Origin of the sequence: Cellulomonas sp. S1-8 (assembly GCF_026184235.1) — a bacterium.
Taxonomy (GTDB): Bacteria; Actinomycetota; Actinomycetes; order Actinomycetales; family Cellulomonadaceae; genus Cellulomonas.
Genome location: NZ_CP110806.1, coordinates 2324822 through 2339612 on the forward strand (window position 1 = coordinate 2324822; position 14791 = coordinate 2339612).

Below are 14791 nucleotides of genomic sequence, written 5' to 3' on the forward strand. Positions count from 1 at the left end.
CCGACGGGGGCACGGCCAGGACGTCACCGGCCGGTGCGCGTCCCGACGTCCCCCAGGTAGTCCTCGACGACGTCCCGGAGGGCCGCCGCCAGGCGCAACGGGTCGTGCACGGCGCTCTGGTCGCCGCGACGGACCTGGCGCACCAGCAGGCGGCTGCCCGTCGCGCTGCACAGGTCGGCGAGCTCGCCGACGTCGTCGACGGCCGCCGGGTCCGCGATGACCGCGTGCACGGGCAGCTCGGGCGCGTGGGCCAGCAGCACCGCGAGGTGGTCGGTCGTGCGCATGCCCGCGGTCTCGTCGTCGGGCGACAGGTTGAGCATCACGACGATCCGCGCCGAGGTCTCCAGCAGCGCGGTGCGCAGCTGGGGCACCAGCAGGTGCGGCAGCACCGAGGAGTACCAGGAGCCCGGACCCAGCACGACCCAGTCGGCCTCGAGCACCGCCGCGACGGCCTGCGGGCACGCCGGCGGGTCGACCGGGTGCAGCCGCAGCTGCTCGATCCGGTGCGGCGTCACGGCGACCTCCGTCTGGCCGCGCACCACCTCCCGCACACCGGCCACGGTCACGACGTCCGCCTCGATGCGCAACGGCACCGACGCCATGGGCAGCACCCTGCCGCGGGCGCCCAGCAGGCGTCCCACCAGGTCCAGGCCCTCGACGGTGTCGCCCAGCAGCTCCCAGAGCGCCACGATGAGCAGGTTGCCCACGGAGTGCCGGTCCAGCGGCCCGTCGGTGTCGAAGCGGTGCTGCAGCAGGTCCCGCCAGGTGCGACCCCACTCGGAGTCGTCGCACAGGGCCGACAGCGCCATCCGCAGGTCGCCGGGCGGCAGCACGCCCATCTCCTCGCGCAGCCGGCCGGACGAGCCGCCGTCGTCCGCGACCGTGACCACCGCGGTGATGCGATCGGTCATGAGCCGCAGCGCCGACAGCGACGCCGACAGGCCGTGGCCCCCGCCCAGCGCGACCACGGCGGGCCGCGTGGGGTCGCCGAAGCGGCTCACCGGCGCCGCGCTCACTCCTTGCCCAGGTCCCGCGCCGTGACCTGGACCCGGTGCCCGCGCTCGCGCAGCCGCGCACCGACGGCCTCGCTGATGGCCACCGAACGGTGCTTGCCACCCGTGCAGCCCACCGCGATCGTCGCGTAGCGCTTCTCCTCGTGCAGGTAGCCGTCGAGGACCGGCTCGAGGGCGTCGACGTAGCGGTCGACGAACGTCCGCGCCCCCGGCAGGCCGAGCACGTAGTCGCGGACGGGCGCGTCCCGGCCCGACAGGTGCCGCAGCTCGGTGATCCAGTACGGATTGGACAGGAACCGCACGTCTGCGACGTGGTCGGCGTCGAGCGGGATCCCGTACTTGAAGCCGAAGGACACCACCGACAGGTGCAGGACGTCGTCGTGCGGCTCGGCCACGCCGGCCCGCACCACGCGGGCCAGGTCGTGGACGTTGAGCTCGGAGGTGTCGATCACCATGTCGGCCCGCTCCCGCAGGTCCGACAGCAACGACCGCTCGTGCCCGATGCCGTCGAGGATCCGCCCGTCGCCCTGCAGCGGGTGCGGGCGACGCACCTGCTCGAAGCGGCGGACCAGGACCTCGTCGGAGGCGTCGAGGAACAGCACGCGCAGCTCGATGCCGCTGCCCTGCAGGTGGTCGAGCACCCCCGTCAGGGCGGCGAAGTACTCGCGGCCCCGCACGTCGATGACGGCGGCGAGCCGGCGTGCGCCGGTCCCCACGGGTCCGCTGGTGAGCATGCCCACCAGGTGGGTGAGCATCTGGGCCGGCAGGTTGTCGACGACGTACCACCCCAGGTCCTCGAGGACCGCGGCGGTCCGGGTCCGGCCGGCTCCGGACATGCCGGTGATGACCAGCACCTGGGGCTGCTCGAGGACGGGGGCCTCGGCAGCGGCCTCGAGGGCGGGGATACCCGCCGGGACGGTGATCGGCGAGGGCTCGCTCATGGGACCACCTTGCCAGGCTCGTCCGCGGACGGCGCCGCGAACCCGCCGGACACCGGGGTCGCGCCGCCCGGCGCCGGGACTGCGAGCGCTGCGACGACCGCCTCCGCCGTCCGGGCGCCCATCCCGGGCACCGTCGCGATCTCGTCGGCCGACGCGGCCCGCAGGCGCTTCACCGAGCCGAAGTGGCGCAGCAGCGCGGCCTTGCGCGCCGGACCCAGACCCGGCACGTCGTCGAGCACCGACACCGTCATCCCCTTGCTGCGCCGCTGACGGTGCGCGGTGATCGCGAACCGGTGGGCCTCGTCGCGCACGCGCTGCAGCAGGTAGAGGCCCTCGGAGGCGCGCCGCAGGATGACCGGGTACTCCTCCCCCGGCAACCAGACCTCCTCGAGCCGCTTGGCGAGCCCGCACAGCGCGACGTCGTCGATGCCGAGCTCGGCGAGCGCGGCGGCCGCGGCGGCGACCTGGGGCGGGCCGCCGTCGACGACGACGAGGTTGGGCGGGTAGGCGAACCTCGTCGGCTTGCCCGTCCGCTCGTCGATCGGGCCGCTGCGCGGTGCGTCCTCGTCGCCGTCGTCGAGCTCCAGGTCGCGGGCGTCCGCGCGCTCCGCCAGGTAGCGCCGGAACCGTCGCGTGATGACCTCGTGCATCGCGGCGGTGTCGTCGCGCGCACCCTGGCCCTCGGGGCCGCGCACGGTGAACAGGCGGTACTCGCTCTTGCGCGCCAGACCGTCCTCGAAGACCACCATCGACGCGGACTGGAACGTGCCCTGGTTGTGCGACACGTCGTAGCACTCGATGCGCAGCGGCGCCGTCGGCAGGTCCAGCGCCTCCTGGATCTCGCGCAGCGCCATGCTGCGGCTCGTGAGGTCGCCGGCACGCCGGGTGCGGTGCAGCGCGAGCGCGTGCTCGGCGTTGCGCAGCACGGTGGCGGCCAGCTCGCGCTTGTCGCCGCGCTGCGGCACCCGGACCTGCACGCGGCTGCCCCGCAGCCCGCTGAGCCACACCTGGACCTGCTCGACGTCCGTGGGCAGCACCGGGACCAGCACCTCGCGCGGCACGGACGCCGTCGCGGCCTCGGGGTCCTCGCTGCCGTACACCTGCTGCAGGAGGTGCTCGACGAGTGCGGCGTCGTCGAGGTCCTCGACCTTCTCGACCACCCACCCCCGCTGCCCGCGGATCCGACCGTCGCGGACATGGAACACCTGGACCGCTGCCTCGAGCTCGTCGCCCGCGAGCGCGAAGACGTCGGCATCGGTGCCGTCGGACAGCACGACGGCGTTGCGCTCGGTCGCCTTCTCCAGGGTCGCGATGTCGTCGCGCAGCCGCGCGGCCCGCTCGTAGTCCTGCTCGGCCGCGGCGTCCTTCATCGCGCGCGTGAGCCGACGCGTGAAGCGTGCGGTGTCCCCGGCCATGAAGTCGCAGAAGTCCTGCGCGAGCTGGTGGTGCTCGTCCACGCCGATGCGGCCCACGCACGGCGCCGAGCACTTGTCGATGTAGCCCAGCAGGCACGGCCGGCCCTGCTGCCGCGCGCGCCGGAACACCCCGGCGGAGCACGTCCGCACGGGGAAGACCCGCAGCAGCAGGTCGACGGTCTCGCGGATCGCCCACGCGTGGGCGTACGGGCCGAAGTACCGGGTGCCGCGGCGCTTGGCGCCGCGCATGACCTGCACCCGCGGGACCTCGTCGGCCATCGTCACCGCCAGGTACGGGTAGGACTTGTCGTCCCGGTACTTGACGTTGAAGCGGGGGTCGAACTCTTTGATCCAGGTGTACTCGAGCGCGAGCGCCTCGACCTCGGTGCCGACGACGGTCCACTGCACGGAGGCCGCGGTCGTCACCATCGTCTGCGTGCGCGGGTGCAGCCCGCCGATGTCCTGGAAGTAGCTGTTCAGCCGGTTGCGCAGGCTCTTGGCCTTGCCGACGTAGACGACGCGACCGTGCTCGTCGCAGAACCGGTAGACGCCGGGGGCGTCCGGGATCTCACCGGGCGCCGGTCGGTACGTCGCGGGGTCGGCCATGCGTCCGAGCCTAGGTCCGGGGACCGACAGCCGGGCGCGCACGCGACCCGGCCGCGGCGCGCGCGCCTGCAGGTGTGACCGGCGCCACTAGGGTCGGTGCATGGCACAGCTCCTGCACCAGTACTCGGTGGACCTCGCCTGGACGGGCGCCGGCGACTCCGGGACGACGACGTACACCTCGTACGGGCGTGATCACACCCTCACCTCGGGGGCCAAGCCGCCGCTGGCCGGGACGTCGGACCCGGGCTTCCGCGGCGACCCGGACCGGTGGGCGCCGGAGGACCTGCTCGTCGGCTCCCTGTCGCAGTGCCACATGCTGTGGTTCCTGCACCTGGCCGCCGCCGCCGGGGTCGTCGTCGTCGGGTACGCCGACGCCGCATCGGGGACGATGCGGATCGAGGCGGCGGGGCAGGGACAGTTCACGGACGTCGTCCTGCGTCCCCGCGTGACCGTGCGGACCGTCGCCCTCGCCGACGGGACACCCGTGGACGACGCACTCCTGGCCGGGCTGCACCACCGCGCGCACGAGCACTGCTTCATCGCGCGGTCGGTGAACTTCCCGGTGCGCGTCGAGCCGGCACCGGTGCTGCGCGACCAGACCGGGGTCTGACCCGGCAGTCAGGCGGGCACCGCGGCGCGCTCGGGAGCGAGCGCCTCGGCGAGGAAGCGGCCCGTGTGGCTCTGGGGCACCGTCGCGACGTGCTCGGGGGTGCCCTCCGCGACGACCGTGCCACCGCCCGACCCGCCCTCCGGGCCCATGTCGACGACCCAGTCGGCGTTCTTGATGACGTCGAGGTTGTGCTCGATCACCAGCACGGTGTTGCCCTTGTCGACCAGCGACTGCAGGACGCCGAGGAGCTTGCGGATGTCCTCGAAGTGCAGGCCCGTGGTCGGCTCGTCGAGCACGTAGGCCGTCCGCCCGGTCGAGCGTCGCTGCAGCTCGGCTGCGAGCTTGACGCGCTGCGCCTCGCCGCCGGACAGCGTCGGCGCGGGCTGCCCGAGCCGCACGTACCCCAGGCCGACGTCCGCGAGCGTGCGCAGGTGCCGGGCGATCGCGGGGACGGCGGCGAAGAACTCCGCGGCCTCCTCGATCGGCATCGCCAGCACGTCGGCGACCGTCTTGCCCTTGAAGTGCACCTCGAGCGTCTCGCGGTTGTACCGCGCGCCGTGGCACACCTCGCACGGGACGTAGACGTCCGGGAGGAAGTTCATCTCGATCTTCAGCGTGCCGTCGCCCGAGCACGCCTCGCAGCGCCCGCCCTTGACGTTGAAGGAGAAGCGCCCCGGCGTGTAGCCGCGCACCTTGGCCTCCGTGGTCTCCGCGAACAGCTTGCGGACGTGGTCCCACACGCCGGTGTACGTCGCGGGGTTGGACCTTGGCGTCCGGCCGATCGGGCCCTGGTCGACGTGCACGACCTTGTCGAGCTGGTCGAGGCCGGTGACGCGCCGGTGCCGGCCGGCGACCTGACGGGCGCCGTTGAGCTCGTTCGCCATCACCGTGTAGAGGATCGAGTTGACCAGCGTCGACTTGCCGGACCCCGACACGCCCGTGACGGCCGTGAGCACGCCGAGCGGGAACGACACGTCGATGCCCTGCAGGTTGTTCTCGCGCGCGCCGACGACCGTGACCTGGCGGGACTTGTCGACGGGCCGACGCTGCGCCGGCATGGGGATCGTGCGACGGCCCGACAGGTACGCCCCGGTCACCGACTCGGTCGAGGCCAGCAGCCCGGCGAGGTCGCCCGAGTGCACGACCCGACCCCCGTGCTCGCCCGCGCCCGGGCCGATGTCGACGATCCAGTCCGCCATCCGGATGGTGTCCTCGTCGTGCTCGACGACGATGAGCGTGTTGCCCAGGTCGCGCAGGCGGGTCAGGGTGTCGATCAGCCGGCGGTTGTCGCGCTGGTGCAGGCCGATCGACGGCTCGTCGAGCACGTACAGCACCCCGACGAGCCCCGACCCGATCTGCGTCGCGAGGCGGATCCGCTGGGCCTCCCCGCCGGACAGCGTCGCGGCGGGTCGCATCAGCGACAGGTAGTCGAGGCCGACGTCGAGCAGGAAGCCCAGGCGCGCCTGGATCTCCTTGACCACCTGAGCGGCGATCGCACGCTCGCGCTCACCGAGCTCGAGCTGGTCGATGAACGCGCGTGCCTCGTCGATCGGCAGGTCGCAGACCTCGGCGATGGACCGGCCGCCCACCTTGACGGCCAGCACCTCGGGCTTGAGTCGCGCACCCTGGCAGACCGGGCACGGCACCTCGCGCATGAACGCCTCGTACTTCTCCTTGCTCCACTCCGAGTCCGTCTCGGTGTGCCGCCGGTGGAGGAACGTCATGACGCCCTCGAACCCGGTCGAGTACTGGCGCTCGCGCCCCCACCGGTTCTTGTAGCGGACCCGCACCTCGTGGTCCTGCCCGTGCAGCACCGCGTCGCGTGCCCGCTGCGGCAGCGCCCGCCAGGGCGTGTCCATGGCGAAGCCGAGGTCGCCCGCGAGCGCCGTCAGGACGCGCTGGAAGTACTCCGACGACGTCTGCGCCCACGGGGCGATCGCGCCCTGCGCGAGCGAGAGCTCGTCGTCGGGGACCACGAGCTCGGGGTCCACCTCGAGGCGCGAGCCGATGCCGGTGCACTCGGGGCACGCACCGTAGGGGGCGTTGAACGAGAACGTGCGCGGCTCGATCTCGTCGAGCGTCAGGACGTGGTCGTTGGGGCAGGCGCGGTTCTCCGAGAAGCGGCGTTCGCGCTGCGGGTCGTCGGTCTCCGCGTCGACGAGCTCGACGACGAGCAGCCCGCCCGCGAGCCCGAGGGCGGTCTCGACGGAGTCTGTGAGCCGGCGCTGCACGCCCTCGCGCGAGACGAGGCGGTCGACGACGACCTCGATGTCGTGCTTGAGCTTCTTCTCCAGCGTCGGCGGCGTCGCGAGCTGCACGACCTCACCGTCGACGCGGGCGCGCGAGAAGCCCTTGGCCTGCAGCTCGCGGAACAGGTCGGCGTACTCCCCCTTGCGGCCGCGCACGACCGGTGCGAGCACCTGGTAGCGGGTGCCCTCGGGCAGCTCGAGGAGCCGGTCGACGATCTGCTGCGGGGTCTGCGCGGTCACACGCTCGCCGCACACCGGGCAGTGCTGCGTGCCGGCCCGCGCGAACAGGAGGCGCAGGTAGTCGTAGACCTCGGTGATCGTGCCGACCGTGGACCGCGGGTTGCGGTTGGTCGACTTCTGGTCGATCGACACGGCGGGCGACAGGCCCTCGATGAAGTCGACGTCCGGCTTGTCCATCTGGCCGAGGAACTGCCGCGCGTACGCCGAGAGCGACTCGACGTAGCGGCGCTGACCCTCGGCGAAGATCGTGTCGAACGCCAGGGACGACTTGCCGGAGCCGGACAGACCGGTGAACGCGATGAGGGCGTCACGGGGCAGGTCGACGTCGACGTTGCGGAGGTTGTGCTCCCGGGCGCCGCGGACCACGAGTCGGTCGGACAGAGGTGAGGTCACAGCCGACGAGTCTACGTGCGGCCACCGACAATCGCACACGTGTTCGACGTGACGCGCGTCGCTGCCCGTCGTCACTCGTCGTCGCCCCGTGGTGGAGCCGCCGGCGGGCGGCGTCACCGCGCCCGGGCCATGCTGGGGGCGATGAATGCGCCCCCTGCCCTCCCGCCCGACGTCCCTGCCACCCCCGACACCCCCACCGCAGGCCCCGCGGCACCCCCGGGCCTGCTCGGCTGCCAGGTCCCGATCGAGGACTATGCCGTCCTCGGGGACGGGCACACGGCCGCGCTGGTGTCCCGGCACGGCTCGGTCGACTGGATGTGCCTGCCCCGGTTCGACTCCGACGCGTGCTTCGCCGCGCTGCTGGGCACCCCCGAGCACGGCCGCTGGCTGCTGACGGTGCGCGACCCCACCGAGGTGACCCGCCGGTACCGCGGGGACTCGTTCGTCCTCGAGACCACCTACCGCACGCAGCGTGGCACCGCGGTGGCGACGGAGGCGATGCCGCTGCGCGACGGCCGCGCGGACCTCGTGCGGCGACTGGAGTGCACGGAGGGCGAGGTGGAGGTCGAGCACGAGTGGGTGGTGCGCTTCGGGTACGGCGCGATCGTGCCGTGGGTCCGCTACGAGACGGACCCCGAGGGGTCCGACACGATCCGCGCGATCGCCGGCCCGGACTCGCTCGTCCTGCGCGGTGACCGCCTGCCGAGCGGGGACGGCCACCGGCACCGCGACCGCTTCACGTTGCGGGCCGGTCAGAGCGTCGAGCTCGCGCTGACGTGGGTGCGCTCCTGGGAGCCTGTCCCGCCGCGCCTGACCGTGCCCGACCGGCTCGACGCGACGGCGATCGCGTGGGGCCTGTGGGCCCGCGACTGCGTCTACGACGGTCCGTACCGGGAGGCCGTCGTCCGCTCGCTGCTCGTCCTGCGCCTGCTCACCGACGTGACGACCGGCGGCATCGTCGCCGCCCCGACGACGTCGCTGCCCGAGACCTTCGGCGGCGAGCGCAACTGGGACTACCGGTACTGCTGGCTGCGGGACGCCGCGCTCACGCTGGAGGCGCTGCTCGAGCAGGGCTTCCGCGACGAGGCGACGCAGTGGCGGGACTGGCTCGAGCGTGCCGTCGCGGGCGACCCCAAGGACCTGCAGATCATGTACCGCATCGACGGCGGGCGACGCCTGCCCGAGTCCCACCTCGACCACCTGCCCGGGTACGCGGGCTCGCGGCCCGTGCGCCTCGGCAACGGGGCGGTCGACCAGGTCCAGCACGACGTGCTGGGCGAGGTGATGTCGGCGCTGGCGATGGCGCGCGACGCGGGGCTGCACGAGACGGCGGGCTCGTGGTCGTTGCAACGCCTGCTCGTCGACGACCTGGCCGAGTCCTGGCGGGAGCCGGACCGTGGGATCTGGGAGGTGCGCGGGGAACCGCGGCACTTCACGCACTCGAAGGTCATGGCCTGGGCCGCCCTCGACCGCGCGATCGACGCCGTCGAGCGGTACGGCATGACCGGCCCGGTGGACCGCTGGCGCCGGGTGCGCGCGGAGATCCGGGACCACGTCTTCGAGCACGGCTGGTCCGAGGAGCTCGGGACGTTCGTGCAGCACGACGGGGCGCGCCACACCGATGCCTCGCTGCTGCAGCTCGTGCAGGTCGGGTTCGTGCCGGCGGACGGGCGCCACGCCCGCGGCACGCTCGCGGCCATCCGTGCGGAGCTGGAGGTCGCACCCGGTCTGCTGCTGCGGTACCGGACCGATCGCACGGACGACGGCCTGGCAGGCGAGGAGGCACCGTTCCTCGCCTGCTCGTTCTGGCTCGCCGACGCGCTCGCGCGGCAGGGGGACGTCGACGGCGCGACGCAGGTGCTCGACACCCTGGTCCCGCTGGCCAACGACGTCGGCATGCTCGCCGAGCAGTACGACCCGCACGCGCGACGCATGGTGGGGAACGTGCCGCAGGCGCTGTCGCACCTCGCACTCGTGCGCGCCGTGCACAGCCACGACCTGGCGGTGCAGCGCGCCGCCGCGGCGAGCGGCACCCAGCCCCTGGACTCCGGCAGGATGACCCCGTGAGCATCTTCGCCGTCCGCTACAGCTACGACGAGCGGGCCGAGGTCCGCGACACGTTCCGCCCCGAGCACCGGGCCTGGCTCGCCGGTCAGGTGGAGGCGGGCGTGCTGCTCGGCTCGGGACCCTTCGCCGGCGGCGAGCCCGGGGCGCTGCTCGTCCTGCGCGCGGCCGACGAGGACGGCGTGCGTGCCCTGCTCGCCCAGGACCCGTTCGCCCGCGAAGGGCTCGTCGCCCGGACCGAGGTGCGCGCGTGGGACCTGGTCCTCGGCCCCTGGTCGACGACGGTCTGACCGGCCGGGCCGGACGCGGTCCGTCGCCGGCTCAGCGCGTCGGCGCGGCTGCTAGTGCGTCGGCGCGGCGCCGCGTGACGTGCGCGCCAGGCTCGCGACCGTCGCCACCCCCAGCGCGCCCGCGATGACGGCGAGCGACACCCACGTGGGCACCTCAGGCGCCCAGGCGACCGGCTCGCCGCCGTTGAGGAAGCCGAGCGAGTTGGTCGCGAGCGCCTCGAGGACGAGCTTGCCGCCGATGAACGCCAGGATCGCGGCCAGGCCGTACGGCAGGTAGACCAGCCGGTCGAGCAGCCCGCCGAGCAGGAAGTAGAGCTGCCGGAGCCCCATCAGTGCGAAGACGTTCGCCGTGAAGACGATGAACGGGTCGTGCGTGAGGCCGAAGATCGCGGGGATCGAGTCGAACGCGAACAGCACGTCGGTGGTGCCGATCGCGACGAAGACGACGACGAGGGGCGTGAACACCCGGCGCCCGTCGTGCACGGTGCGGACGTTGCCCCCGTCGTACGTCGGGGACATGGGCAGCACACGACGCACCGCGCGCACGAGCGCGTTCTCCTCGTACGCCTCGTCGGCGCCACCCACCCCCTCGCGGACGAGCCGCACGGCCGTCCACACCAGGAATGCCCCGAACACGTAGAACACCCAGGTGTAGCGCTCGATGATCGCGGCGCCCGCGAGGATGAAGCCGCCGCGCAGCACGAGCGCGAGGATGATCCCCACCATCAGCACGCGCTGCTGCTGCTCCCGCGGCACCGCGAAGCTCGACATGATGAGCAGGAAGACGAAGAGGTTGTCGACCGACAGGCTGTACTCGGTCAGCCACCCCGCGACGAACTCCCCCGCCGGTGCGGGACCGCCCACGACCGCCAGCAGGCCGGCGAACGCGAGCGCGAGCCCCACGTAGGCGAGCACCCACGTAACGCTCTCCCGCACCGACGGGACGTGCGGACGGCGGCGCACGATCGCCAGGTCGAGCAGCAGGATCGCCACGACGGCGACGAACGAGGCCGCCTGGAACGCGACCGGGAGCTCGTGCGTCACGGTCGGCGGTCGCCCACCCCGGGCTCGCCGTCCGGGTCAGCGGCCAGGCCCAGGGACGCCGCGCGGGCCTCCTCGAGCGCGCTCGCCGCCTCGTCCTTGCGGGTGCGGCGCAGCGACAGGATCGTCGTCACGGCGAGCGTGCCGACGATGACGCCGAGGGAGAGCCACGTGCCGATCTCGGGGATGGCGGTGACGTGCTCACCACCGTTGATGAAGCCCACCTCGTTGGTGTGCAGCGCGTGGATGAGCAGCTTGATGCCGATGAAGCCGAGGATGACGCCCAGGCCGTAGGACAGGTACACGAGCTTGTCGAGCAGGCCGTCGATGAGGAAGAACAGCTGGCGCAGGCCGAGCAGCGAGAACGCGTTGGCCGTGAACACCAGGTAGGTCTCCTGGGTGAGCCCGAAGATCGCCGGGATCGAGTCGACCGCGAAGATGATGTCGGCCGTGCCGATCGCGATCATGACGATGAGCATCGGGGTGATGAACCGCGTGCCGTCCACGCGCACGATCATCTTGTCGCCGACGTAGTCCTCGGTCGTCGGGAACACCCGACGCGTCCAGCGCAGCACCGGGTTCTCGTGGTACTCCTCGCTGTCCTCGCCGCCCGCCTTGATCTGGGTCCAGGCGGTGTACAGCAGGAACGCACCGAAGACGTAGAAGATCCACGACAGGTTCTCGATCATCGCGGCGCCGACGAGGATGAACACCGTCCGCAGCACGAGCGCGATCGTGATGCCGATGAGCAGCACCTTCTGCTGGTAGAGCCGCGGGACGCGGAAGCTCGCCATGATCAGGACGAACACGAACAGGTTGTCGACCGACAGGCTCTTCTCGGTCACGTAGCCGGCGAAGTACTCCGCGCCGTACGTCGAGCCCCACACGGCCCACACGATGACGCCGAAGACGAGCGCGACACCGACGTAGCCGGCGGACCACCACGTCGACTCACGCAGCGTCGGCTCGTGCGGCGACCGCACGTGCCCGACGTAGTCGATCGCCAGCATGAGCACGATGACGCCGACGGTGACCGCCCACACCCAGACAGGTACATCCACGAACAGACCTCCGCATCGGGAAACGACTGATGACCGGAGGTCTCTTCCGCCGGCGCAGCACCGTGGCAGGTGCGGGATCGAGCGCGCGGCCGACGCCACCGGGCCGGCAACGCTGGCGACCGTGATGACGATGACGTCGTGGGGAGTACTCCCCTCCGCCGAGAACTATAAGTGACGACGCGCGGGAGCGCGGGGTCAGACCAGGCAGAACTCGTTGCCCTCGGGGTCCTGCATGACGATCCAGTACCCCTGCTGCGCGTCGTCGAACTCCTTGACCCGGGTGGCGCCCAGGGCCTCGAGCTCGCCCGCCCGCGCACGGATCGCGGGTCGGTCCGGAGGTCCGCCGTGCCCCGCGGTCCCGGGCAGGCCGACGTCCAGGTGCAGCCGGTTCTTGCCCGCCTTGGCCTCGGGCACCTTCTGCAGGAAGAGCCGGGGGCCGCGGCCGTCGGGGTCGACGATCGCGTACGCGTCGTTCCACCGGTCCTCGGGCAGGCCCCACGCGCGCAGCGTGTCCTCCCAGGTGGCGAACCCCTCGGGTGGCGGGTCCTGCACGTAGCCCAGCACGTGTGCCCAGAAGTCCCCGACCGCGCGCGGGTCGTGGGCGTCCATCACGATCTGCAGGCGCCGGTCCATGGGGTCCTCCGTGGTGGGTCGGGTGCCGCGAGGCGTCAGGCGGTCGCGGACTGCATCTGGCGCAGCTCGCGCTTCAGTCCGGAGATCTCGTCGCGCAGGCGCGCCGCCAGCTCGAACTGGAGCTCGCCGGCGGCTGCGTGCATCTGGTCGCTCAGCTGCTGGATCAGGTCGGCCAGGTCGTGCGCCGCCGCACCGGCGAGACGCGTGCGCTCGTCGTGGGGTACGGGGCGCGAGCCCAGACCCGGGACCGGCGCCTTGCCGCGGCTCGACTGCCGACCGGCGCCGCCCAGCAGCTCGGCGGTGTCCGCGTCCTCGCGCGCGAGCATCTCGGTGATGTCGCCGATCCGCTTGCGCAGCGGCTGCGGGTCGACGCCGTGCTCGAGGTTGTACGCGATCTGCCGGTCGCGACGGCGCTCGGTCTCGTCGAGCGCCTGCCGCATGGCCGGGGTCACCGTGTCCGCGTACATGTGGACCTGCCCCGAGACGTTGCGGGCGGCCCGGCCGATCGTCTGGATCAGCGACTTGCCCGACCGCAGGAAGCCCTGCTTGTCGGCGTCGAGGATCGCGACGAGCGAGACCTCCGGCAGGTCGAGGCCCTCGCGCAGCAGGTTGATGCCGACCAGGACGTCGTACTCCCCCAGCCGCAGCTCGCGCAGGAGCTCGACGCGGCGCAGGGTGTCGACCTCGGAGTGCAGGTAGCGCACCCGCACGTCCTTCTCCAGGAGGTAGTCGGTCAGGTCCTCGGACATCTTCTTCGTCAGCGTCGTGACCAGGACGCGCTCGTCGCGCTCGACGCGGTCCCGGATCTCCCCCAGCAGGTCGTCGATCTGCCCCGTGGTGGGCTTGACCAGGACCTGCGGGTCGACCAGGCCGGTCGGCCGGATGATCTGCTCGACGACCCCGTCGGACATCGACAGCTCGTAGTCGCCCGGGGTCGCGGACAGGTACACCGTCTGCCCGATCCGCTCGACGAACTCCTCCCACCGCAGCGGCCGGTTGTCCACCGCGCTGGGCAGGCGGAACCCGTGGTCGACGAGCGCCCGCTTGCGGGACATGTCGCCCTCGAACATCGCGCCGATCTGCGGGACCGTCACGTGCGACTCGTCGATGACGAGCAGGAAGTCCTCAGGGAAGTAGTCGATCAGGGTGTTCGGGGCGGAGCCGGGCGACCGTCCGTCGATGTGGCGGGAGTAGTTCTCGATGCCCGAGCAGGAGCCGATCTGGCGCATCATCTCGATGTCGTACGTGGTGCGCATCTGCAGCCGCTGCGCCTCGAGGAGCTTGTTCTGCTGCTCGAGCTCGGCGAGCCGCTGCTCCAGCTCCGCCTCGATGCCGGTGATCGCGCGCTCCATGCGCTCGGGGCCGGCGACGTAGTGGGTCGCCGGGAACACGTGCATCTGCTGCTCGGTGCGCACGACGTCACCCGTCAGGGGGTGCAGCGTCGCGATCGCCTCGATCTCGTCGCCGAAGAACTCGATGCGGACCGCGAGCTCCTCGTACACCGGGATGATCTCGACCGTGTCGCCGCGCACCCGGAAGGTGCCGCGGGTGAAGGCCATGTCGTTGCGCGTGTACTGCATGGTCACGAACCGGCGCAGCAGCTGGTCGCGGTCCATCCGGTCGCCGACCGCCAGCGTGACCATCCGGTCGACGTACTCCTGCGGCGTGCCCAGGCCGTAGATGCAGGAGACCGACGACACGACGATGACGTCGCGCCGCGTGAGCAACGAGCTCGTCGCGGAGTGCCGCAGCCGCTCGACCTCCTCGTTGATCGAGGAGTCCTTCTCGATGTAGGTGTCCGACTGCGCGATGTACGCCTCGGGCTGGTAGTAGTCGTAGTACGACACGAAGTACTCGACCGCGTTGTTCGGCATGAGCTCACGGAACTCGGTCGCGAGCTGCGCGGCGAGGGTCTTGTTGGGCGCCATGACCAGCGTCGGCCGCTGCAGCTTCTCGATGAGCCAGGCCGTCGTCGCGGACTTGCCCGTGCCGGTCGCGCCCAGGAGCACGACGTCCTTCTCACCGGCGAGCACACGCTCGGCCAGCTCGGCGATCGCCGCCGGCTGGTCGCCGCTGGGGGTGTACTCGGAGATCACCTCGAACGGCGCGACGGTCCGCTGCAGGTCGGTGACGGGGCGCATGGGGACACCGTACGTCCGACCACCGACAACGACCCGGCGTCACCCCGGCCGGCCCCCGTGGGGTAACGACGACGCGAACGGCGCGACGCTCCGG

The 14791-nt window shown here is 72.2% G+C and carries 11 protein-coding genes; 3 read left to right on the forward strand and 8 right to left on the reverse strand.

What is annotated here, in order from left to right; all coding sequences use genetic code 11:
* Positions 1-23 precede the first annotated feature (23 nt).
* Genes OKX07_RS10445 through uvrC form a run of 3 tightly spaced genes read right to left on the reverse strand, consistent with a single transcriptional unit; the run spans position 24 to position 3975 of the window.
* A complete protein-coding gene (locus OKX07_RS10445; RefSeq protein ID WP_265628020.1) occupies positions 24-1001 on the reverse strand; it encodes a gluconeogenesis factor YvcK family protein in 978 nt (325 codons plus the stop codon).
* An 11-nt stretch (positions 1002-1012) separates the two neighbouring features.
* Positions 1013-1954, reverse strand: a complete 942-nt coding sequence (gene rapZ / locus OKX07_RS10450; RefSeq protein ID WP_265628021.1) for an RNase adapter RapZ — start codon at positions 1952-1954, stop codon at positions 1013-1015.
* Positions 1951-3975, reverse strand: coding sequence for an excinuclease ABC subunit UvrC (gene uvrC, locus OKX07_RS10455; protein ID WP_265628022.1), 2025 nt, complete (start codon positions 3973-3975; stop codon positions 1951-1953). Before uvrC ends, rapZ begins: the two co-directional genes overlap by 4 nt.
* A 100-nt stretch (positions 3976-4075) precedes the next feature.
* On the opposite strand from uvrC, the gene OKX07_RS10460 reads away from it, so the two are divergent.
* Positions 4076-4585 carry an OsmC family protein gene (locus OKX07_RS10460; protein ID WP_265628023.1) on the forward strand — a complete coding sequence of 170 codons (510 nt, stop codon included), beginning with the start codon at positions 4076-4078 and terminating at the stop codon, positions 4583-4585.
* 8 nt (positions 4586-4593) lie between these two features.
* Here OKX07_RS10460 and uvrA read toward each other — a convergent pair whose 3' ends face one another.
* On the reverse strand, positions 4594-7455 hold the full coding sequence (gene uvrA, locus OKX07_RS10465) for an excinuclease ABC subunit UvrA (RefSeq protein WP_265631895.1): 2862 nt from the start codon (positions 7453-7455) through the stop codon (positions 4594-4596).
* Positions 7456-7608: 153 nt separating this feature from the next.
* On the opposite strand from uvrA, the gene OKX07_RS10470 reads away from it, so the two are divergent.
* Together OKX07_RS10470 and OKX07_RS10475 are read left to right on the forward strand one after the other, a co-directional pair.
* Positions 7609-9534 carry a glycoside hydrolase family 15 protein gene (locus tag OKX07_RS10470; protein WP_265628024.1) on the forward strand — a complete coding sequence of 642 codons (1926 nt, stop codon included), beginning with the start codon at positions 7609-7611 and terminating at the stop codon, positions 9532-9534.
* Positions 9531-9821: a YciI family protein gene (locus OKX07_RS10475; protein WP_265628025.1), complete on the forward strand. Its 291-nt coding sequence runs from the start codon at positions 9531-9533 to the stop codon at positions 9819-9821. The genes OKX07_RS10470 and OKX07_RS10475 overlap by 4 nt, the downstream gene beginning before the upstream one ends.
* Positions 9822-9872: 51 nt before the next feature.
* Here OKX07_RS10475 and OKX07_RS10480 read toward each other — a convergent pair whose 3' ends face one another.
* The 4 genes from OKX07_RS10480 to uvrB form a co-directional block, all read right to left on the reverse strand.
* Positions 9873-10865, reverse strand: a complete 993-nt coding sequence (locus OKX07_RS10480) for a TerC family protein (RefSeq protein WP_265628026.1) — start codon at positions 10863-10865, stop codon at positions 9873-9875.
* On the reverse strand, positions 10862-11923 hold the full coding sequence (locus OKX07_RS10485) for a TerC family protein (RefSeq protein ID WP_265628027.1): 1062 nt from the start codon (positions 11921-11923) through the stop codon (positions 10862-10864). Before OKX07_RS10485 ends, OKX07_RS10480 begins: the two co-directional genes overlap by 4 nt.
* A gap of 195 nt (positions 11924-12118) precedes the next feature.
* Entirely contained in the window at positions 12119-12556 is a 438-nt protein-coding gene (locus OKX07_RS10490) for a VOC family protein (RefSeq protein ID WP_265628028.1), read from the reverse strand.
* 35 nt (positions 12557-12591) lie between these two features.
* Entirely contained in the window at positions 12592-14697 is a 2106-nt protein-coding gene (uvrB, locus tag OKX07_RS10495; protein ID WP_265628029.1) for an excinuclease ABC subunit UvrB, read from the reverse strand.
* Between the last annotated feature and the right edge of the window lie 94 nt (positions 14698-14791).

Coding starts and splice junctions, on each gene's coding strand:
- rapZ (WP_265628021.1), bottom strand. CDS start 1,954: ATGAGCGAGCCCTCGCCGATCACCGTCCCGGCGGGTATCCCCGCCCTC.
- uvrC (WP_265628022.1), bottom strand. CDS start 3,975: ATGGCCGACCCCGCGACGTACCGACCGGCGCCCGGTGAGATCCCGGAC.
- OKX07_RS10460 (WP_265628023.1), top strand. CDS start 4,076: ATGGCACAGCTCCTGCACCAGTACTCGGTGGACCTCGCCTGGACGGGC.
- OKX07_RS10470 (WP_265628024.1), top strand. CDS start 7,609: ATGAATGCGCCCCCTGCCCTCCCGCCCGACGTCCCTGCCACCCCCGAC.
- OKX07_RS10490 (WP_265628028.1), bottom strand. CDS start 12,556: ATGGACCGGCGCCTGCAGATCGTGATGGACGCCCACGACCCGCGCGCG.
- uvrB (WP_265628029.1), bottom strand. CDS start 14,697: ATGCGCCCCGTCACCGACCTGCAGCGGACCGTCGCGCCGTTCGAGGTG.